Origin of the sequence: Pantoea sp. F_5, assembly GCF_008631595.1 — a bacterium.
Classification (GTDB): domain Bacteria; phylum Pseudomonadota; class Gammaproteobacteria; order Enterobacterales; family Enterobacteriaceae; genus Pantoea; species Pantoea gossypiicola.
In genome coordinates this window covers 210,328-232,417 of the sequence record NZ_VWUO01000008.1, presented here as the reverse complement: position 1 = coordinate 232,417, position 22,090 = coordinate 210,328, and the positions used below count along the sequence as shown (strand labels likewise).

General features: G+C 56.3%; 14 protein-coding genes, 2 rRNA genes and 1 riboswitch. Of the genes, 10 read left to right on the top strand and 6 right to left on the bottom strand.

Going from position 1 to position 22,090, the window contains the following annotated elements:
* The 6 genes from F3I44_RS13125 to aceK form a co-directional block, all read left to right on the top strand.
* Positions 1-350 (top strand): 23S ribosomal RNA (locus tag F3I44_RS13125); the annotation flags it as partial.
* 92 nt (positions 351-442) lie between these two features.
* Positions 443-558: ribosomal RNA gene (rrf, locus tag F3I44_RS13120) — 5S ribosomal RNA — on the top strand.
* A 179-nt stretch (positions 559-737) separates the two neighbouring features.
* Positions 738-1,667, top strand: coding sequence for a homoserine O-succinyltransferase (gene metA, locus F3I44_RS13115; RefSeq protein WP_150012085.1), 930 nt, complete (start codon positions 738-740; stop codon positions 1,665-1,667).
* A gap of 262 nt (positions 1,668-1,929) precedes the next feature.
* Positions 1,930-3,528: a malate synthase A gene (gene aceB / locus F3I44_RS13110; RefSeq protein ID WP_150012083.1), complete on the top strand. Its 1,599-nt coding sequence runs from the start codon at positions 1,930-1,932 to the stop codon at positions 3,526-3,528.
* A gap of 17 nt (positions 3,529-3,545) precedes the next feature.
* Positions 3,546-4,847, top strand: a complete 1,302-nt coding sequence (gene aceA, locus F3I44_RS13105) for an isocitrate lyase (protein ID WP_150012081.1) — start codon at positions 3,546-3,548, stop codon at positions 4,845-4,847.
* Positions 4,848-4,909: 62 nt separating this feature from the next.
* Entirely contained in the window at positions 4,910-6,658 is a 1,749-nt protein-coding gene (aceK, locus tag F3I44_RS13100) for a bifunctional isocitrate dehydrogenase kinase/phosphatase (RefSeq protein WP_150012079.1), read from the top strand.
* On the opposite strand, the gene iclR is transcribed toward aceK, so the two are convergent.
* Entirely contained in the window at positions 6,633-7,460 is an 828-nt protein-coding gene (iclR, locus tag F3I44_RS13095) for a glyoxylate bypass operon transcriptional repressor IclR (protein WP_150012077.1), read from the bottom strand. The genes aceK and iclR overlap by 26 nt on opposite strands.
* A gap of 194 nt (positions 7,461-7,654) precedes the next feature.
* Here iclR and metH point away from each other — a divergent pair, with 194 nt between their 5' ends.
* Positions 7,655-11,338, top strand: coding sequence for a methionine synthase (gene metH / locus F3I44_RS13090; protein ID WP_150012097.1), 3,684 nt, complete (start codon positions 7,655-7,657; stop codon positions 11,336-11,338).
* Between the two features lie 514 nt (positions 11,339-11,852).
* On the opposite strand, the gene F3I44_RS13085 is transcribed toward metH, so the two are convergent.
* The 5 genes from F3I44_RS13085 to pgi form a co-directional block, all read right to left on the bottom strand.
* Positions 11,853-13,943 (bottom strand): YjbH domain-containing protein, encoded by a 2,091-nt coding sequence (locus F3I44_RS13085; protein WP_150012075.1) that lies wholly within the window; start codon positions 13,941-13,943, stop codon positions 11,853-11,855.
* Positions 13,943-14,686, bottom strand: a complete 744-nt coding sequence (locus F3I44_RS13080; RefSeq protein ID WP_150012073.1) for a capsule biosynthesis GfcC family protein — start codon at positions 14,684-14,686, stop codon at positions 13,943-13,945. The genes F3I44_RS13085 and F3I44_RS13080 overlap by 1 nt, the downstream gene beginning before the upstream one ends.
* Positions 14,683-15,330 carry a YjbF family lipoprotein gene (locus F3I44_RS13075; protein WP_150012071.1) on the bottom strand — a complete coding sequence of 216 codons (648 nt, stop codon included), beginning with the start codon at positions 15,328-15,330 and terminating at the stop codon, positions 14,683-14,685. Before F3I44_RS13075 ends, F3I44_RS13080 begins: the two co-directional genes overlap by 4 nt.
* A 196-nt stretch (positions 15,331-15,526) precedes the next feature.
* Positions 15,527-15,784, bottom strand: coding sequence for an exopolysaccharide production protein YjbE (gene yjbE / locus F3I44_RS13070; protein WP_013359757.1), 258 nt, complete (start codon positions 15,782-15,784; stop codon positions 15,527-15,529).
* 565 nt (positions 15,785-16,349) lie between these two features.
* Positions 16,350-17,996, bottom strand: a complete 1,647-nt coding sequence (gene pgi, locus F3I44_RS13065) for a glucose-6-phosphate isomerase (RefSeq protein ID WP_150012069.1) — start codon at positions 17,994-17,996, stop codon at positions 16,350-16,352.
* Between the two features lie 391 nt (positions 17,997-18,387).
* Positions 18,388-18,580: riboswitch (Lysine riboswitch) on the top strand.
* Positions 18,581-18,693: 113 nt separating this feature from the next.
* Between pgi and lysC the strand changes: the two genes are divergently transcribed.
* The 3 genes from lysC to panS all read left to right on the top strand — a co-directional run bounded on the left by lysC (position 18,694) and on the right by panS (position 22,079).
* Entirely contained in the window at positions 18,694-20,046 is a 1,353-nt protein-coding gene (lysC, locus tag F3I44_RS13060; RefSeq protein ID WP_150012067.1) for a lysine-sensitive aspartokinase 3, read from the top strand.
* Between the two features lie 239 nt (positions 20,047-20,285).
* Positions 20,286-20,978: an aquaporin Z gene (gene aqpZ / locus F3I44_RS13055; RefSeq protein ID WP_150012065.1), complete on the top strand. Its 693-nt coding sequence runs from the start codon at positions 20,286-20,288 to the stop codon at positions 20,976-20,978.
* 183 nt (positions 20,979-21,161) lie between these two features.
* Positions 21,162-22,079 (top strand): ketopantoate/pantoate/pantothenate transporter PanS, encoded by a 918-nt coding sequence (panS, locus tag F3I44_RS13050; protein WP_150012063.1) that lies wholly within the window; start codon positions 21,162-21,164, stop codon positions 22,077-22,079.
* Positions 22,080-22,090 lie beyond the last annotated feature (11 nt).

The window sequence follows — 22,090 nt, the reverse complement described above, 5'->3', positions numbered from 1 at the left end:
TCGCCGTTTAAAGTGGTACGCGAGCTGGGTTTAGAACGTCGTGAGACAGTTCGGTCCCTATCTGCCGTGGGCGCTGGAGAATTGAGGGGGGTTGCTCCTAGTACGAGAGGACCGGAGTGAACGCACCGCTGGTGTTCGGGTTGTCATGCCAATGGCACTGCCCGGTAGCTAAGTGCGGAAAAGATAAGTGCTGAAAGCATCTAAGCACGAAACTTGCCCCGAGATGAGTTCTCCCTGACTCCCAGAGAGTCCTGAAGGGACGTTGAAGACGACGACGTTGATAGGCCGGGTGTGTAAGCGCAGCGATGCGTTGAGCTAACCGGTACTAATGACCCGTGAGGCTTAACCTTACAACGCCAGAGGCGTTTTTGAGAGACAGATTTTCAGCCTTGTACCGGATATTCTGCGCGGCCATCAGCGGCGGCGCGGAGAACAGAATTTGCCTGGCGGCTGTAGCGCGGTGGTCCCACCTGACCCCATGCCGAACTCAGAAGTGAAACGCCGTAGCGCCGATGGTAGTGTGGGGCCTCCCCATGCGAGAGTAGGGAACTGCCAGGCATCATATAAGTGAAGAAGCCCCGCACGAAAGTGCGGGGCTTTTTTACGTCTGTTGTTTGCCACTTTAAGCTGAAACATTTTCATTTTCTGCATGAAACCTCGACAATCTCTGCTGATCACTATAATGTTGGGCATCCAGATGTCTAAACGTTTATATGGTTGCAAGAGGTGAGCAGGTTATGCCAATCAGGGTTCCCGACGAATTACCGGCAGTGAATTTTTTGCGTGACGAAAATGTCTTTGTCATGACATCGTCGCGCGCCAGTGTTCAGGAGATCCGCCCACTTAAAGTTCTCATACTGAATCTGATGCCGAAAAAGATCGAAACGGAGAATCAGTTTCTGCGTCTGCTTTCCAACTCGCCCTTACAGATCGATATTCAGCTGCTTCGCATCGACAGCCGTGAGTCACGCAATACGCCCACTGAGCACCTCAACAACTTCTACTGCAATTTTGAAGATATCCAGCACGACAACTACGATGGCTTAATCGTCACAGGTGCACCACTGGGACTGGTCGATTTTAATGATGTCGCCTACTGGCCCCAGATTCAGCGCGTACTGCACTGGGCCAATGAGCACGTCACCTCCACCCTGTTTGTTTGCTGGGCAGTGCAGGCTGCGCTTAATATTCTGTATGGCATTCCCAAGCAAACCCGGCATAACAAACTTTCCGGCGTCTATGAGCATCAGATACTGCATCCTCATGCGTTACTGACCCGGGGTTTTGATGATAATTTCCTTGCGCCACACTCACGCTATGCTGATTTTCCTACTCAACTGATCACGGATTACACCGATCTTGAGCTGTTTGCTGAATCGGAACAAACCGGTGCCTATCTGATGGCGAGTAAAGACAAACGGCTGGTGTTTGTTACCGGGCATCCGGAGTATGACGCGCTGACATTGTCTGGTGAATATCATCGTGATTATGAAGCGGGAGTAGGCCCGGAAATACCTTATAACTACTTCCCGCAGGATAATCCGGTACTGCCACCGCGCGCCACCTGGCGCAGTCACGGCAATCTGCTGTTCTCAAACTGGCTCAACTACTACGTTTACCAGATCACGCCGTTCGATCTGCGCCATATGAATCCGACGCTGGAATAGTCCCACCCGACAATCAACTGAACCGTGTTAGCCGATGGCAACACGGTTTTTTTTCGTGCGTAAAACAGAGAAGAAAGTGGTTCCTTTAGTAAATAAAAATTTAAATTCAAATAAAACAACATGATATAATGATTTAATACTAAAAATGGAAATAGTTTTTGATTTAGAAAAATAAATGCTTATGCTCTGATCCTGTCGCTCACAAAACAAACACCGCGTGGATCCGCTGCATTCGATCCTTTGAATACAGGAGAAAGCCAGCATGACAGACTCAGTGATCAGCCATACCCTCTCTTTCAGCCAGCCCTTTAACCATGCCGAACAGCAGTTGTTAACCCCCGAGGCCGTCTCTTTTCTGGAGGCGCTGGTTGCACGCTTTGCACCACAACGCAACGTGCTGTTATCAGCTCGCCAGCAGCGTCAGCAGCAATATGACCAGGGCTATCTGCCAGACTTCGATATGGAAACCGCTTCCATAAGATCCAGCGAATGGCGTATTCAACCCATTCCGGCAGACTTAGAAGATCGTCGGGTCGAGATTACGGGGCCACCCGAGCGAAAAATGGTTATTAATGCCCTGAACGCAAACGTAAAAGTTTTTATGGCCGACTTTGAGGATTCGCTGTCGCCGGAGTGGTCAAAGCTGATTGACGGGCAGCTTACCCTGCGTGAGGCGGTGCATGGCACGCTGCGTTACACCAGCGACACGGGCAAAATTTATCAGCTCGGCGCTAACCCAGCGGTACTGATGTGCCGGGTCCGCGGCCTGCATCTGCCAGAAAAACATGTCAGCTGGCAGGGCGAGGCAATTCCGGGCGGGCTGTTTGATTTCGCGCTTTATTTCTTCCACAACGTCCGGCCTTTACTGGCTAAGGGCAGCGGACCTTACTTCTATTTGCCTAAGACCGAGAGCTGGCAAGAGATCGCCTGGTGGCGTGAGATCTTCAGCTTTAGCGAAGATCAGTTCGATCTGCCGCGCGGCACTATCAAAGCAACAGTGCTGATTGAAACCTTACCCGCCGTGTTTCAGATGGATGAGATCCTGTGGAATCTGCGCGATCACATCGTTGGACTCAACTGTGGCCGCTGGGATTACATCTTCAGCTACATCAAAACCCTGAAACAGCATCCGGATCGCGTCCTGCCGGATCGCCAGTCCGTCACCATGTCTCAGCCGTTTCTGGATGCTTACTCGCGCCTGCTGATTAAAACCTGTCATCGCCGGGGAGCATTCGCAATGGGCGGGATGTCAGCGCTGATCCCCGCTAAAGATCCGACGCGTAATGCCTGGGTGCTGCAGCGCGTGACGGAAGATAAACAGCGGGAGGCGGGCAACGGGCATGACGGCACCTGGATTGCCCATCCGGGCCTGGCAGATACCGCAATGGCGATCTTCAATGCCGTGCTGGGCGACCGACCCAATCAGCTGCATGTCATGCGTGAAGAGGATGCCGCAATCACGGCGGAGCAGTTACTCGCGCCCTGCATGGGCGAGCGCACTGAAGCCGGAATGCGGGCCAACATCCGCGTTGCGCTGCAATATCTTGAAGCGTGGATTAGCGGCAACGGCTGTGTGCCGATTGACGGACTGATGGAGGATGCCGCGACTGCTGAGATCGCGCGTACCTCAATCTGGCAATGGATTCGTCACCAGCAAATGCTGAACAGTGGCCAGCAGGTCACAGCCGAACTGTTTCTGCGCTGGCTGAGCGAAGAGCTGCATCTGCTGCAAAACGCGCTGGGCGAAGCCCGTTTTAGTGCCGGTCGCTATAACGACGCGGCACAGCTGATGGCGCAGATCACTACCGAACGCGAGCTGGTTTCCTTTCTTACCCTGCCAGGCTACCGCCTGATCCCCTGAACAGAGGAGCTATTGCCATGACACGTACTCAACAGATAGATCAACTGGAACAACTCTGGCAGACCGCACGCTGGCAGGGCATTACCCGCCCTTACAGCGCAGCAGAGGTTGTCAATCTGCGCGGTTCTGTTCTGCCCGCCTGTACGCTGGCAGAGCGCGGTGCAGAAAAATTATGGGCGCTGCTGAACGGGGAGGCGAAGAAAGGGTACATCAACAGTCTGGGTGCGCTCAGCGGCGGCCAGGCACTGCAGCAGGCTAAGGCGGGCATCGAAGCGATCTACCTTTCTGGCTGGCAGGTGGCTGCGGATGCCAACGTGGCAGGGCAGATGTATCCCGATCAGTCTCTCTACCCGGTGAACTCTGTGCCGGAAGTCGTGACCCGCATTAATCAGACCTTTCAGCGTGCCGATCAGATTCAGTGGTCCAGCGGTATCGAAAAGGGTGACAGCCGGTACACCGATTTCTTCCTGCCGATTGTTGCCGATGCGGAAGCCGGTTTTGGCGGCGTACTCAATGCGTATGAGCTTATGAAAGCGATGATTCAGGCGGGCGCGGCTGCGGTCCACTTCGAAGATCAGCTGGCGGCAGTAAAAAAATGCGGTCACATGGGCGGTAAAGTGCTGGTACCGACTCAGGAAGCGATTCAGAAACTGGTGGCGGCACGGCTGGCTGCCGATGTGATGGGTGTGCCAACCATACTGCTGGCCCGCACTGACGCCGATGCCGCGGACCTGATTACCTCAGATTGCGATGAATACGATCGTCCCTTTATCCGTGGCGACCGGACGGCAGAAGGCTTCTTCCGCACTCATGCCGGTATTGAACAGGCGATCAGCCGCGGGCTGGCTTATGCACCTTATGCTGACATCCTGTGGTGCGAAACCTCGACGCCGGATCTGGCGATGGCGCAGCGCTTTGCCGACGCCATTCATGCGCGCTTCCCGGACAAACTGCTGGCTTACAACTGCTCACCGTCGTTCAACTGGAAGAAAAACCTCGACGATCGCACCATCGCGACGTTCCAGCAGGCGCTCAGCGACATGGGCTATCGCTTCCAGTTCATCACGCTGGCGGGCATCCACAGCATGTGGTTCAACATGTTCGATCTGGCGCATGCCTATGCCCAGGGCGAAGGCATGCGTCACTACGTGGAAAAGGTGCAGCAGCCTGAGTTCGCCGCCCGCGATCGCGGTTACAGCTTCTCGTCACATCAGCAGGAAGTGGGCACCGGTTATTTCGATCAGGTGACCAACATCATTCAGGGCGGTAAGTCTTCTGTCACCGCGCTCACCGGCTCGACCGAAGAGCACCAGTTCTGACGCTTTTTCTCTGACGGATTCCCCGCCCGCACCACGCGGGCGGGCATTGACCGGAGCTGACTATGCCACCACGTGAATCCCTGATCGCCCACACTATTTTGCAGGGTTTTGATGCGCAGTATGGCCGCTTTCTGGATATTACCGCCGGGGCGCAGCAACGGTTTGAGCAGGCGGAATGGCAGGCAGTGCAGCATGCCATGAAGGCCCGCATTCATCTCTATGATCATCATGTCAGGCTGGTCGCCGATCAGCTGCGGGTGCTGAATGGCGCGGCCAGCTGGGATGAGATTTTCTGGCTGCGGGTCAAGGATCACTATCAAAGCCTGCTGCCTGGCTATCCACGGCATGAGATCGCTGAAAGCTTCTTTAACTCGGTTTACTGCCGGTTGCATGGACATACTGACCTGAAACCGGACCGGCTATTTATCTTCAGCTCCCAGTCCCAGACCGCACCGGTCACACCTTTGAGGCCGTTGTCACGCCATTATCAGCCGGAGCGGGGGTGGCGGGCATTAGTGGATCAGGTGCTGGGAGATTTACCGCTGACGCTGCCGTGGCAGCATCGCGCGCGCGATGTCGGCTGGATTGTCCGCCACCTGCAGTCGCATTTCCCCCGGCTGGATCAGGGCTGGCTTGAGGTTAACAGTGAACTTTTCTATCGCAACAAAACCGCCTGGCTGGTGGCGCGCCTGCATCTGCCGGAGGGCATTTTTCCCTGTCTGCTGCCGATCCAGCGCACTGAAACTGGCGAGCTGTGGATCGACACCTGCCTGACCGATGTGAATGACGCCAGCATTGTCTTTGGTTTTGCCCGTGCCTATTTCATGATTTATGCCCCGGTGCCTGCGGCGCTGGTGGCCTGGCTGCAACCAATTCTGCCCGGCAAAACCCTGGCGGAGCGCTATATAGCGATTGGCTGCCAGAAGCACGGTAAAACTGAAAGCTATCGTGAATATCTTCAGGCGCTGGCAGAGAGTGACACCGCTTTTGAGATCGCGCCTGGCGTGCGGGGCATGGTGATGCTGGTCTTCACGCTGCCGGGCTTTGACTGGGTGTTCAAGGTGATAAAGGATCGCTTCGCACCGCAAAAAGAGGTAACGGAAGCGCAGGTCCGCGCCTGTTATCAGCAGGTCAAAGAGCACGATCGCGTAGGGCGCATGGCAGATACGCAGGCGTTCGAGCAGTTTGCGCTGCCACTGTCGCGCATCTCACCGGCACTGCTGACGGAACTCCACGCCTGCGTGGCAGAAAAGCTGCATATCGAAGATGATCGCCTGATCATTCGTCATCTGTGGCTGGAGCGTCGCATGCAGCCGCTTAACCTCTACCTGGCGCAGGCCAGCGACGCTGAGCGACGACACGCTATTGAAGAGTATGGCCACGCGATTAAACAGCTCGCAGCCGCCAACATCTTTCCTGGTGACATGCTGTTTAAAAACTTCGGCATAACCCGTCATGGGCGCGTGATTTTCTACGACTATGATGAGATCCGCCCGATGCAGGAGCTGAACTTCCGGGAGGTGCCCGCGGCACGCTATGAGGAAGATGAACTCAGCGCTGAGCCGTGGTACAGCGTTGGGCCGGATGATGTCTTTCCGGAAACCTTCCGCTATGCGCTATGCAGTGAAGCCGTGACCGGGGCCTTGCTGCTGCAACTCCATCCGGAGATATTCGACGCCCGCTGGTGGCGGGCGCAGCAGCAGCGCCTCGCTCATGGCCATGTGGAAGAGGTGATCGCCTGGCGGCAGACGCAGCGTTTTAGTGTCTGCTACGCCGCAGAAACCGTTAACGACCGCTGTACGCCAGCGTAACCTGACGCGCTTCGCGGATGACCAGCGCACCTAATTCTGTAATGCGATCGTCTGTCATGCGGGCGATGGGGCCGGAAATCGAGAGCGCGGCAAACGCCTCGCCATGTTCATCATAAATGGGGGCGGCGACACAGCGCAGTCCGAGTGCATGCTCTTCATCATCCAGCGAAAAGCCCGCTTTGCGTACCTGCGCCAGATTCTCTTTCAGGCTCTGCGGTGACATCAGGGTTTTCGGCGTGTAGTAGTGCAATCCTTTCTGATGCAGCAGGGCGGTGACCTGTTCATCACCCAGATGCGCCAGAAACGCTTTGCCTGCACCTGACGCATGCATCGGTAGCTTGCCGCCTATCGGCGCGGACATCCGCATCAGCTGGGTACACTGCACCTGATCAATGATCACCGCCTGGTGGTCACTGAGATCCAGCACCGCCAGATTTACCGTCTCACCGGACTGCTCCATCAGGCGACGCAGCACCGGGTGGACCAGCGCCAGCAGATTGCGGCTTTGCAGGAAACTGCTGCCGACCACAAAGGCGTGTGCGCCGATTGTCCACAGCCCGAGATCGCCCACCTGACGGACAAAGCCCTGCTGCTGCATGGTGCTGAGCAGGCGATGCGTGGTGGAGTTAGGCAAACCCGCCTGCTGCGCCAGCTCGGTCAGCGCCACGCTGCCATGTGAGTCAGCAATCAGCTCCAGCAGCGTCAGGCCGCGCGTCAGCGACTGGACCTGACCACCCGCGGTTGCGGCGACAGGGGTGCCGCGGGGTTTCTTACCGCGCTTAACGGGAACAGGCGTTGCCATCGTTGTTTCTCCTTTTACATTGTGGAAATCATTTTCGTTTTAATTACGCGGTTTGCAAACGCTGGTTTTCTGGTCAGACCTGTGCAGCCATTATCTGAACCTGACTCAGAAGAGGTTACTTTGTCGCCAGACAGGCTTGTGCCAGAATGAAAAACAGGGTTTTCCGCCAGCAGACTGACGTGAATGGGGCAACAGTGAGCAATAAAATCGACGCGCTACATCAGCAGCTCGCACGACGCATTATGGTGTTGGATGGCGGCATGGGCACTATGATCCAGAGCTACCGGCTGAAGGAAGAGGATTATCGCAGCAGCCGTTTCGCGGACTGGCCCTGCGATCTCAAAGGCAACAACGATCTGCTGGTGCTGAGTAAACCGTCGGTGATCCGCGAGATCCACGATGCTTATCTGGCTGCCGGTGCGGATATCCTGGAAACCAACACCTTCAACGCGACGTCGATTGCGATGGCGGATTACCAGATGGAAAGTTTATCGGCGGAGATCAACTTCGAAGCGGCCCGGCTGGCGCGCGCCTGCGCCGATGCGTGGACGGCGAAAACGCCGGATCGTCCGCGCTACGTCGCAGGTGTGCTTGGCCCGACTAACCGCACCTGCTCGATCTCACCCGACGTCAACGATCCCGCCTACCGAAACGTTACCTTCAATCAGCTGGTGGAAGCCTACCGCGAATCGACCCGCGCGCTGGTGGAGGGCGGTGCTGACCTCATCATGATTGAAACGGTGTTCGATACGCTGAATGCCAAAGCGGCCATTTATGCGGTACAGACTGAGATGGAAGCGCTGGGTGTGAAACTGCCGCTGATGATCTCCGGCACCATCACCGACGCCTCAGGCCGGACGCTCTCCGGCCAGACCACCGAAGCCTTTTACAACTCGTTGCGTCATGCCGAACCGCTCTCTTTTGGCCTGAACTGCGCGCTGGGACCGGATGAGCTGCGTCAGTATGTGGCGGAGCTGTCGCGCATTGCCGAGGGCTACGTCACTGCCCATCCCAACGCCGGTCTGCCCAATGCCTTTGGCGAATACGATCTCGATGCAGAGCTGATGGCGGAGCAGATTGGTGAATGGGCCACCTCGGGCTTCCTCAATATTATTGGCGGCTGCTGTGGCACCACCCCGCAACATATTGCGGCCATGGTCGCAGCGGTTGACGGCGTCGCGCCGCGCAGGTTGCCGGTAATTCCGGTGGCCTGTCGTCTCTCCGGCCTGGAGCCGCTGAACATCACCACAGAGTCACTGTTTGTTAACGTCGGTGAGCGCACCAACGTCACCGGCTCAGCAAAATTTAAGCGGCTGATTAAAGAAGAGAAGTACAACGACGCGCTGGAAGTGGCGTTGCAGCAGGTGCAGAGTGGCGCGCAGATCATCGACATCAACATGGATGAAGGGATGCTCGACGCTGAAGCGGCGATGGTGCGCTTTCTGAATCTGATTGCGGGCGAACCCGATATTGCCCGCGTGCCGATCATGATCGACTCATCAAAATGGGCAGTGATTGAGAAAGGGCTGCAGTGCATTCAGGGCAAAGGGATTGTGAATTCGATTTCGATGAAAGAAGGTGAAGCGGCCTTTATCCACCATGCGCGCCAGGTCCGGCGTTACGGTGCGGCGATGGTGGTCATGGCGTTTGACGAAGTGGGCCAGGCAGATACCCGCGCCCGTAAAATCGAAATCTGTCGCCGCGCTTACCGAATTCTGACCGAACAGGTCGGCTTCCCGCCGGAAGATATCATTTTCGATCCCAACATCTTTGCGGTTGCCACCGGCATCGACGAGCATAACAACTACGCGATGGATTTCATCGGTGCCTGTGAAGACATCAAGCGTGAATTACCCCATGCGCTGATCTCCGGTGGCGTCTCTAACGTGTCGTTTTCATTCCGTGGCAACGACACGGTGCGTGAAGCGATACATGCGGTGTTCCTCTACTACGCCATCCGAAATGGCATGGATATGGGCATCGTCAACGCAGGCCAGCTGGCTATCTATGACGATCTGCCTGCAGAACTGCGCGAGGCGGTAGAGGATGTGATTCTTAACCGCCGGGAGGATAGCACCGAGCGGCTGCTGGCGCTGGCGGAAAAATACCGTGGCGGTAAAAGCGACGGTGCGCAGGACAAGCAGCTCGCCGAGTGGCGCAGCTGGGATGTGGTGAAGCGGCTGGAATATTCGCTGGTCAAAGGCATCACGGAGTTCATCGAGCAGGATACCGAAGAGGCGCGCCAGCAGGTGCCACGCCCGATAGAGGTGATTGAGGGGCCGCTGATGTCCGGCATGAACGTGGTTGGCAACCTGTTCGGCGAAGGCAAAATGTTCCTGCCGCAGGTGGTGAAATCGGCGCGCGTGATGAAGCAGGCGGTGGCGTATCTGGAGCCGTTTATCGAAGCCAGCAAAGAGGCGGGGCGCAGTAACGGTAAAATCGTGCTGGCTACCGTCAAAGGCGACGTGCATGACATCGGCAAAAACATTGTCGGCGTGGTGCTGCAGTGTAATAACTACGAAATTATCGACCTTGGCGTGATGGTGCCGGGCGAGAAAATCCTCAAAACAGCGCGTGAAGTGAAGGCAGACATCATCGGCCTGTCTGGCCTGATTACGCCGTCGCTGGATGAGATGGTCAATATGGCGAAAGAGATGGAGCGGCAGGGCTTTACCTTGCCGTTGCTGATTGGCGGCGCGACCACCTCGAAGGCGCATACTGCCGTCAAAATTGAACAGCACTACAGCGGCCCGACGGTCTACGTGCAGAACGCCTCTCGCACCGTTGGCGTGGTGTCGTCGCTGCTCTCCGCCACCCTGAAAGACGATTTCATCGCCCGAACGCGCAAAGAGTACGAAACCGTGCGCATCCAGCATGCACGTAAAAAGCCGCGCACGCCGCCGGTCTCGCTACAGGCGGCGCGCGATAACGCCACCTCAATTGACTGGGAGAGCTACACGCCGCCGGTGCCGCATCGCCCTGGTGTCCGTCAGGTGGAGGCCAGCATTGCGACGCTACGGCACTACATCGACTGGACGCCGTTCTTTATGACCTGGTCGCTGGCGGGTAAATATCCCCGCATTCTGGAGGATGAGGTGGTGGGTGAAGAGGCGCAGCGTCTGTTTGCCGATGCCAGTGAGATGCTCGACAGATTGAGTGAGGCGTCGCTGCTAAAGCCGCGTGGCGTGGTCGGTATTTTCCCGGCTAACCGGGTTGGTGATGATATCCATATTTACCGTGACGAGCGACGCGATGAAGTTTTGTGTGTGAGTCATCACTTACGTCAGCAGACCGAGAAAACCGACTTCGCCAACTACTGCCTGGCGGATTTCGTCGCCCCAAAAACCGCCGGAAAAGCGGATTACCTTGGCGCGTTCGCGGTGACAGGCGGACTGGAGGAGGATGCACTGGCGGAGGCGTTCGATCGTCAGCACGATGACTACAACAAGATCATGGTGAAAGCGCTGGCGGACCGTCTGGCAGAAGCCTTTGCTGAATACCTGCATGAGCGGGTGCGTAAGGTGATCTGGGGCTTTGCGCCCAACGAAAATCTGAGCAATGAAGAGCTGATTCGCGAAAATTATCAGGGGATACGTCCGGCACCTGGCTATCCGGCCTGCCCGGATCACACTGAGAAAGCGGTCATCTGGACGCTGCTGGGGGTGGAAGAACAGATCGGCATGACGCTCACCGAATCCTTTGCCATGTGGCCGGGCGCAGCCGTCGCTGGCTGGTACTTCAGCCATCCTGACAGCCGCTATTTCGCCGTGGCGCAGATCCAGCGTAACCAGGTGGAGGATTATGCGGTACGTAAAGGCATGTCGGTCACAGAGGTGGAGCGCTGGCTGGCACCGAATCTCGGCTACGATGCGGACTAAATAAAAAAAGCGGCAGAAGGCTGCTTGAAGGGAGGGGAATTAACTCGGGACCTGTCAGCTGTGATATCGAGCCAGCGCAGGAAACACGGTCAGATCGGAAAGACGCAAAAGCCGTCATCCATGACACGCTCGGCCCGCGCGATTACGCACCTCATCCCTGAGGTGCGCCCGTTGCCGGGCCAACGCTCTGCGTTGTTCAAAAACGCTCCCGGCGTTTTTGTCCATGGCGCGGGACGCTTTCCTCTTCTGTCCATGTCTCCTGTGCATCAGGCTTCTTCATCGCTGAGAATCACCCCGTCCGGGCTTGTCAGCCAGCTCATCCATACAGGTGACTTCCTGAAGCGCGTGCCGAAGTCAAAGCGATGGGAGCATACGTCTGGAGTAAAGCATCGCGGGCCACGGATGGCCCGCGTTGAGCCGCCATGGATGGCATCTTTGCGTCTTTACGTAGGGCGTATGCTCCCTGAGCCTGCTTTCTGTTAACCGCATGAAACGGCCCTGAGGCCGCCTCTGCTTAGTTGAAGCGAGCGTCGCGATCCGACGTCAGATCATACAGCTGGTACTTACGTCCCAGCATCTGACCGCCATCACGCGTCAGCGGCACCCAGTTCACCTGCGCGCGACCGCGTGTTGGCGTCACGGTGAACAGATCCATCGGCACGGAGATATAGAAGCCTTTGGTGAAGTCGCCTTCGCCATACTCTTCAGACGAGACGTTGGTTTTGGTGGCATAAACACCGACCATCACGCCGCTGTCGAAGCGCTTCGACACATCGACCGTCACGCCTTTATCTTTTGCCAGATACTGTCCTACGCTGGTTTTAACCAGCACATCCTGCATGAACCACGGACGCCAGTAACCGGTGAGGTTGCCGGTGGTCGCTTTATAGCGGTTAAACTGCATCATATTGTCCCAGTCACGCTGACGGACGTAGTTGGCATCGACACCCACGGCCCAGTTCGCATCGACCGGACGATAAAGCAGCTCGCCGCCCACGCCGCCGTACATCGTCTCCAGATAGCCGCCGTAGACCTGACCATAGAAGCCGTTACCGAGGTGGCCCATATAATTCGCCTGCAGATCGTTGACATAAACGTTGTTCTCAACGTAATCGCGGATATGAGTACGCACGCGCGGCAGCGAAGAGTCCGCCGGTGCGCCGTTGTAGTTGAACTTGTCGTAGTTATTGGCGAGGTTACCAAACAGACTGCCGCCCACCAGCAGGTGATCCGTCAGCCAGTAATCCGCATTGGCCATGACGCCAACCTGATACATGTAGAAGCTTTCCGGGCCACCCACCGACTGATTCAGCACCGGTGACAGGCTGTAGTTCAGGCGATCTTTACGGATAAACATACCCTGCTCAGTGTTACCCGGATCGACCGGTTCTTTGCGGATCTGTTGCAGCGGCTGCTCGTGGCCCAGCGGGTAGCCTTCCAGCTCTTTACGCAGACTGGCAACTTTCGTTTCAGTGGTCACCTGCGGCATGTTAAAGCGCGACTCGGTCACATTGATCGTGTCGATGCCGTCCGGCAGGTGGTTCATGATGATGCGGTTAGCGCGATCCACCCCTTCACGGGTATCACGATACTTCGTCTGCTCGCCTGACACATACAACGTGTGGCCCTGAGTCTGAATCCGCGGACCATCAAGGCCCGCGTTGTATTTCAGATCGGTCAGCTGAGTGCCGACTACCGTCGGTTCCAGCAACTGCGGCTGCGGCTGTGGATTGTAGGCCGGCTTCTCGCTGTCGATATGCACCTGACGCAAATCATTAAAGTTGGTACGGATGGTGACACCAAACATAAAGGTATTACCGCGTTCGTAGCTGGCGTTGATGTCAGCCCAGTCGGTCACACGGTAAATCGCGCCGACGTTGAGCTTGCTGCGCTGATCAAGGCGGCCAGCAAAGTCATTCTGGTAGTCGTTGCCCTCATACTCCATCTTGAGTCGCAGCGGCTGCCAGGGCGTCTGATACTCCACGCCGCCGAAAAATGCTGTCGGACCGTGGAACATCTGCGAGCCATTGATGGAACCCGCTTCGCCCACCTGTGGACGCTGGCAATAGCTGTCGCTGTAGGAGCAGAACGGGTTCTTCACGGTGCCGCTATTGCCGAGATAGCCCCAGCCGAGGCCCAGGGTGAAGTCGAACGGTCCCCAGGCTTTAGTTCCCACCACATATTCACTGTCGAACAGGCCGGTACCACCGAGATCGCGCGTTCCCACCGCCACTTCCGGCAGCCAGAAGCCTTCCTGCCACAGACGCAGTTTCAGGTCGAAGGCTTTATCCTTATAGCTCTGCGTGCCGCTGAATTCTGACACTGCACTGTACTGCCGGGTGCGCACGTCGGTATAACGCACGGTCGTCTCCAGCCAGGGAAAGAGCTGCAGTGACGCTGAGTAATAGCGGTACTGATCGTTGTCACGCGCATTGAGGCTGAACTCGCCTTCTCTGGACATGCGCGCCGTCGGCACCTGCATCAGGCCCACACCACCGAAGTCAGATTGTGACGGGCCCACCGGCGCGGGGAAGGTGTCGGCCTGCGCCTGACAGGCTGCCGCCACGGAAACAGCCAACAGGCTGAAGAGATAACGTTTTTTCATCAGTCTGGTATCCGGTGAGTCAGTACGGAAAGGATGCGATCGTTCAGGTCTTCATAGCTGCCTGGCAGGCTCCATGAGGAAAAGCCGAGCCAGATAACGCTGCCTGGCTCCACTTCCGCGTGGCGGTGATTCCAGTATGCAACCGGCACCTGCTGTGTGGCGCCTGAGGGCGCAATGACCGTGACAAAATTGCGTTCTGCGCCGGAGAGTGACGGATGACCCTCCAGATAGTCGCGTACTGATTTACCCGGCTGCCAGCTCACTTTGCCTGCGCCGCTTAATGCGCCGAGCAGCAGTACTGAATCGGATGGTGCCTGCAGCCAGAGGTCATAGCTGCCTTCCAGCCGACGGTTGTCCGCCGGATGGAGACGAATCCAGTCCGGGTCAAGCGGGGTGAACTGACGACCTGTCACGTTGATGGCGCTCAGCTGGCGGATGACCTCATCAATGGCCGCTGCCCGATCGCCGCTGCTGTCAGCACGCCAGGCACGTAACGCGGCAAGCGTCTGTTGATATTGCTGCTGTGCGACGGCGCTGGCACCGCGCTCAGCAATAACGGTACGTCGCCAGTCCGTGTTGGTCTGTAGCGGAGGCAGTGTCACCAGTTGTGAGAGATCCGCGATCTGGCTCAGCTCAGCCTGACCACCGTTGTGCGGTGCATGGACGATAACCTGCGCAGTCGCCTGCGCTTCTGCGGCGCTGAACAGGCTCAGCCCGGCCAGCAAAATAGTGATTTTTTTCATGATTTCGCCGGCTTCAGAATAGTAATATCAACAGGGAAGGCATCGGCCGCCAGCATCTGATGGGCCTGCACCACATCACCGCTGCTGTTGTCGATCCAGAAGGTGTTTTCCCACTCGCGGTTACTGCTGTCGATGCTTACCTGCTCATGCCAGACACGGCATGGGATGCGGTTGCCCGCCACGGTCAGCACTTCGTCGGTGCCACGCTGGAAGGTGGAGCGTAGGGTCGCACCGCGAACCTTGCCCTGCTCGGTCCACTGCACAATGCGGGTCCAGCCTGCGCCACTGCTGATATGCAGGCTGTCAGCAAGCGGATCCTGTTGCAGATTGCTGACGCTCAGCAGGTTATCCGGTAAGCCCAGGGTTTTAACCAGGCGGCCGTGCTGTGTCACCAGCATCGCCTGATCCTGCGTCACCCATTTCTGCTGCCCCTTCTCGTTGTAGCCCAGCACCACAAAAATGCGCGGACCGTCATTCAGACGAGCATAGAGACTGGCATAGGGAAGATTGTTGACCTGTTGATCGGTGACGGTCACGTCATCCGGACCGTTAACCGCGAGCAGCAGGGTCTGTTCAAGACCTTTTTGCGTTTGTGTACAGGCCTGCAGCAGCAGGCAAGCGAGCAGCAGAGGAAGTCGGCGCACTGTGTGTCCCTGATAAGTCATGCCAAAGTAAAAAATAACCACACAGGCGTGTGGTTATGTTTAAAGGTGCTCTGCCCGTCACGGCTGGCTGCAGAGATACAGGTTGCGAGGCTTAGCGTCATCACTTAACGGAGTCAGTGATTCAGCCTCGGCCCGTTTGCTGCAAATCAGCAATCAGACGAGAGTCGGGCATCCATCAACGAGTGGTGCTCGTCGTGGTCGTGGTTGTTGTACCGGTATTTGCACCGTCACCACCGCCAGAAGCAGCAATGCCGAGCCCAACCAGCGCGCCAAGTGCGCCGATACCGACAGCCGTGGACGTGCCAGCAGAGATTGCTCCCGCCTGCGCGCCAGCTGCAGTACCTGCTTCACCTGCTTCCTGCGGCGCAGCAAATGCGCTGGAAGAAGCAGCAACGAGGATCAGGGCTGCACCGGCAACCATAGTTTTTTTCATAACAACGTTTCCTGCATTGAGTGAATGAAGGATCTCTGACCGGCGACAAGGGCAATACAGACAGGCTGCAGCCAAAGCGACGGACAGTCCCATTGCGGGCGCGTTCATTATAGGGCAACAAAATATCAGAGTTCAGTGCCATAAAAACCAGGGTAAATAACGAAGCAATTGCGTGATTTAATCAGCTGGATTGGGGATAACTACTTTTTATATCGGAGTTTTTCCGGTTGATACCCTATATTTCGCTACGGGTAAGGCAAATGCAAAGCGGAATGTTCTTTTTTAGTTATATCTGGCACGGAATAAGAATAATCAGAATTTACTCAGAAGGGATTAATTTAAATATGGCTATAAATCAACAGCTAATCCTGCTGCCAGCCAGTTTCAGATCCATTTTATACTGGATATCACACTGTTTTAGCACCCGATGTTCAGAATTATCTTAGGGTATTTTAAGACTTTTCCCGCGCTGGCGTGAATGACAAAATCGATTATCAGGCCGCCCGGATGGAAAAAGAGACAAAAAAAGGGCGGCAATGTTGCCGCCCGATGAAATTAACACCAATTAACGCCAGGATTTATAGCGGTTAATTAAGGCATTAGTGGAACTGTCGTGAGAGGTAATTTCGTCCTCATTTTCCAGTTCCGGCAGAATACGGTTCGCCAGCTGCTTACCTAATTCCACACCCCACTGATCGAAGGTGAAGATATTCAGGATGGCACCCTGCGTGAAGATTTTGTGCTCGTACAGCGCAATCAGCGCGCCCAGGCTGTACGGCGTAATCTCACGCAGCAGAATGGAGTTAGTCGGACGATTACCTTCAAACACCTTGAACGGCACAATGTGGGCTACAGATTCTGCCGATTTGCCGGCATCGGTAAACTCTTTCTCCACGACGTCGCGTGACTTACCAAACGCCAGCGCTTCGGTCTGGGCAAAGAAGTTAGAGAGCAGCTTCGGATGGTGATCCGCCAGCGCGTTATGAGTAATAGCCGGCGCAATAAAGTCACACGGAACCAGTTTGGTCCCCTGATGGATCAGCTGATAAAACGCATGCTGACCGTTAGTACCGGGTTCGCCCCAGATAATAGGGCCAGTCTGGTAGTCCACCGGATGACCGTCGCGATCCACATACTTGCCGTTAGACTCCATATTTCCCTGCTGGAAATAGGCGGCAAAGCGGTGCATGTACTGGTCGTAAGGCAGAATCGCTTCGGTTTCGGCACCAAAGAAGTTGTTGTACCAGATGCCAATCAGCGCCAGCAGCACCGGCAGGTTCTGCTCTGCCGGGGCAGAGGCGAAGTGCTGGTCCATGGCATGTGCGCCGCTCAGCAGTTGCTCGAAGTTATCGAAACCAATCGAGAGAATGATCGACAGGCCGATCGCTGACCACAGTGAATAGCGGCCGCCAACCCAGTCCCAGAATTCAAACATGTTATTGGTGTCGATACCGAATTCACCCACTGCTTTGGCATTGGTCGACAGTGCAGCAAAGTGTTTCGCTACATGCTGCTGATCGCCAGCGGTTTTCAGGAACCAGTCGCGCGCGCTGTGGGCATTGGTCATGGTTTCCTGGGTGGTGAAGGTTTTCGATGCGACCAGGAACAGGGTGGTTTCCGGGCTGAGATCTTTCAGCGTTTCGGCGATGTGGGTGCCGTCAACGTTGGAGACGAAATGCATATTCAGATGGTTTTTATACGGGCGCAGCGCTTCCGTCACCATAAACGGGCCCAGATCGGAGCCGCCGATACCGATGTTCACTACGTCGGTGATCGCTTTACCGGTATAGCCTTTCCATTCGCCGCTGATGATGCGCTCTGAGAAGCCTTTCATCTTGTCCAGCACGGCATTGACCTCTGGCATCACATCTTTGCCATCCACCAGAATCGGCGTGTTACTCCGGTTACGCAGTGCGACGTGCAGCACCGCACGATCTTCGGTGCGGTTAATCTTCTCACCCGAGAACATAGACTTAATGGCACCGCTGAGATCGGTCTCTTTGGCCAGCGCCTGTAACTTATCGAGGGTTTCCTGGGTGATGCGGTTTTTGGAGAAATCCACCAGCATCTGATCATCAAAGGTGGCAGAGAATTTGGCAAAACGATCGGCATCCTGGGCGAACAGATCGGCAATTTCTACCGATTTCATTTGCTCAAAATGCTGTTGCAGCGCTTTCCAGGCTGCGGTTTGTGTCGGATTGATATTTTTCATGGCAACACTCTTGTTGATATTAAGAACCGTCATTCCATCGGAGGCACATCATGCCTGTTTAGCGTTTCAGTATGACCACACTTGTAACTGAAAGGAAAAATTTTGTCAGCGCACGCCGCGCAGACGAGATGAACGCTGCGGTCTGTCGTCAGCATTCACTGGCGCGAACCGCCTGCGGATGGCAGTCGTATCACGCGCTAAAGTGTGACGCGAAAGCCTGCGCAAAACGTTGTGCCGTGTCAGGGATTGTTGCAGGGGCTGAACCCATTAAGCACTGTAGCCGCTGCGGCGCAGGGCAATTTGTTTTCTGATGCGGCTCTCCGGCCATCGCTGACATTGACAGCAGGTCCAGAAAAGGCTAGATCTATGCGCCTACTTGCGCACCTGTGTGCAAGCCAGAAGAGGCGCGTCGCCCAGGCAGTGTGTTGGAGGAACCGTATCCGGTGAAAACACATCATGGGGAGCGACGCCGAGGTGGGTCAGCACGCGGTGTGTTGCCTGTCGGCTACAGGGGCTGAATCCTCTGGGTTGTCACCAGAAACGTCTGCAGTCGACGTTTTGCAAGGTGGGGCGCTTCTGGGTGACTCGTCTATCCGATCTTGTCCGCCCGTTTCTGCTCTTTCCTTGTGCCTGGCTGAAAGAATGTTTCTCGACCCTTTCATCGGCGAGAACAAGATAACCTGACACGAGGTCTTACATGTCTCAAACTCTGATAGTGGCAAAATTTGGCGGCACCAGCGTAGCCGATTTTGAAGCGATGAACCGCAGCGCCGATGTGGTGCTGCAGGACGCCAGCACGCGTCTGGTGGTGCTCTCTGCCTCGGCAGGCATTACCAATCTGCTGGTTGCGCTGGCTGAAGGCCAGCAGGCTCCCCAGCGCGCTGCTCTGCTTGATGATATCCGCCGTATTCAGTACGCCATTGTCGATCGCCTGCAGCATCCGGGCGTGATCCGCGATGAAATCGATCGGATGATCGACAATATCAGCACGCTCTCAGAAGCGGCGTCACTCGCCACCTCAAATGCCCTGACCGATGAACTGGTCAGCCACGGCGAGCTGATGTCCTCACTGCTGTTTGTTGAAATTCTGCGTGAACGTCAGGTGAATGCAGAGTGGTTTGATGTTCGCAAAGTGATGCGCACCGACGATCATTTTGGTCGGGCAGTCCCGGATGTTCAGGTGCTGGCGGAGCAGGCGACGGCGCAGTTGCAGCCGCGTATTGCGCAGGCGCTGGTGATAACTCAGGGCTTCATCGGCAGTGAAAGCGAAGGGCGCACCACCACCTTAGGGCGTGGCGGCAGTGATTATACCGCCGCGCTGCTGGGCGAAGCGCTGAATGCGGCGCGGGTCGATATCTGGACGGATGTGCCGGGTATCTATACCACCGATCCGCGCGTGGTGCCGACGGCCAAGCGCATTGATGAAATCACCTTTGAAGAAGCCGCTGAGATGGCGACGTTTGGTGCAAAAGTCCTGCATCCGGCGACGCTGCTGCCCGCCGTACGCCGGGGTATTCCGGTCTTCGTCGGCTCCAGCAAGGATCCGGCAGCGGGCGGCACCCGCGTTTGCAACGAAACCCGCAACCCGCCGCTATTCCGGGCGCTGGCGTTACGCCGTAAGCAGACGCTGTTAACGCTGCACAGCCTTAACATGCTGCATACGTTTGGTTTCCTTGCCGAACTGTTTAGCATTCTGGCGCGTCATAACGTCTCCGTTGACCTGATCACCACCTCCGAAGTGAGCGTGGCGCTGACGCTGGACACCACCGGCTCGACCTCAACCAGCGCCAGTCTGCTGACCCAGGCGCTGCTGACTGAACTCTCGTCGCTGTGCCGGGTAGAAGTGGAGGAAGATCTGGCGCTGGTGGCGATTATCGGCAATGAGCTGTCAAAAGCCTGCGGTGTTGGCAAAGAGGTGTTTGGTGTACTCGACCCGTTCAACCTGCGGATGATTTGCTATGGTGCCAGCAGCTACAATCTCTGCTTCCTGGTACCGGGCAACGATGCGGAAAGCGTAGTCCGCACGCTACATCGTAATCTGTTCGAGTAAGCTTCTCCGCTTTTCAGGCCGCGCCAGCGCGGCCTGAAAAGCGGCAAAAAAGGTGCAGTCTGGCCTGATCCTCATCTGGTTTCCTTCCTCCATATAGTTCCATAAATACAAAGACTTATTGATAATATTGCCAAATGGCAACCCCTTTCTTTGCGCATTTCGTGTACCGGCGTTGCGCTCCCTTTCCTCAGATTTATAATCCCGCCGCTGAATCCATTCACCCAAATTTAGGAAATATCATGAAAAGGTTAGTCGCAGAGGCGCTGGGGACTTTCGTACTGGTTGCAGGCGGTTGTGGTAGTGCCGTACTGTCAGCGGCGTTCCCGGAACTGGGCATTGGCTTCATGGGCGTGGCGCTGGCTTTCGGGCTGAGCGTGCTGGTCATGGCGTATGCGGTCGGTCACATCTCTGGCGGTCACTTTAATCCGGCCGTCACCCTGGGATTAGTGGCAGGCGGACGTTTCTCCGCCTCGCAGGCCATTCCTTACATCATCGCGCAACTGGTGGGCGGCATTGCTGCTGGCGCGGTGCTTTATCTGATCGCCAGCGGTAAAGGCGACTTCAGCGCAGCGGCCAGCGGCTTTGCGGCAAATGGCTACGGCGAACACTCGCCGGGCGGCTTCAGTTTGCAGGCAGGCATGATCACTGAGGTCGTGATGACGGCTATCTTCCTGATTGTGATCATGGGCGCTACCAGCGAACGCGCGCCAAAAGGCTTTGCGCCAATCGCGATTGGCCTGGCGTTAACTCTAATCCACCTGATTAGCATTCCAGTGACCAACACCTCCGTTAACCCGGCCCGCAGCACCGCAGTAGCCCTCTTCCAGGGTGACTGGGCGATCGCTCAGCTGTGGATGTTCTGGTTAATGCCGATTATCGGTGCCGTGATTGGTGGTTTGATCTACCGCGGTTTAGAGGAAAAAGCAGCGTAATTTCTGCGATATGCAGCGGATCGGCAGCAGTCGATCCGCATTTTCCTGCCTCGCCCCATCTTCGCCTTACGCCATGATAATGAAATGTTATGATCCCGCCTTCGTCACGGCAGTCGTTCCTGCCTGGCGACGCTCTATGGCAAATCTGCACTAAACATAACATTCTTATAAGGAAGTCTGGCTATGCTCGCCACGTTAACCCGCCTGTTCCCGCTCTGGGCCGTGCTGCTGTCTGTCGCCGCGTATTACTCTCCAGGTACCTTTCTTGGCATCGGACCCTGGGTCACTTATCTGCTGATGCTGATTATGTTCGGCATGGGTGTCACCCTGAATATCGACGATTTCAAACGGGTGCTGACCCGGCCTGCGCCGGTGGTTGCCGGAACGTTCCTGCACTATCTGGTGATGCCGCTAGCCGCCTGGGGGCTGGCAAAACTCTTTCATATGCCGCCCGATCTGGCCGCCGGTATGATTCTGGTCGGCTCAGTTGCCAGCGGCACGGCCAGCAACGTCATGATCTATCTGGCGAAAGGGGATGTGGCGCTGTCGGTAACCATTTCTTCCGTCTCCGCGCTGGTGGGCGTGTTCGCCACGCCGCTGTTAACCCGCTTTTATGTTGATACCCACATTCAGGTTGATGTGGTGGGCATGCTGCTGAGCATCGTGAAGATCGTGGTGATCCCGATTAGCCTTGGGCTGATCATTCATCACAGCATGAACAGCGTGGTGCGTCGGGTGGAGCCGTGGCTGCCTGCGTTTTCGATGGTCTGCATTCTGCTGATCATCAGCGCGGTAGTCGCGGGCAGTCAGGGTTTCATCGGATCGGTGGGCCTGATGGTGATCGCGGCGGTGATCCTGCATAACGCGATTGGTTTGCTTGGCGGCTACTGGGGCGGCAAACTGTTTGGCTTTGATGAGTCAACCTGCCGCACACTGGCGCTGGAGGTCGGCATGCAGAACTCCGGTCTGGCGGCGACGCTGGGCAAACTCTACTTCTCGCCGCTGGCGGCATTGCCGGGCGCGCTCTTCTCAGTGTGGCACAACCTGTCAGGTTCACTGCTGGCGGGGTACTGGTCCGGAAAGCCGATTAAGAAGAAGTAAACGTGACGGCG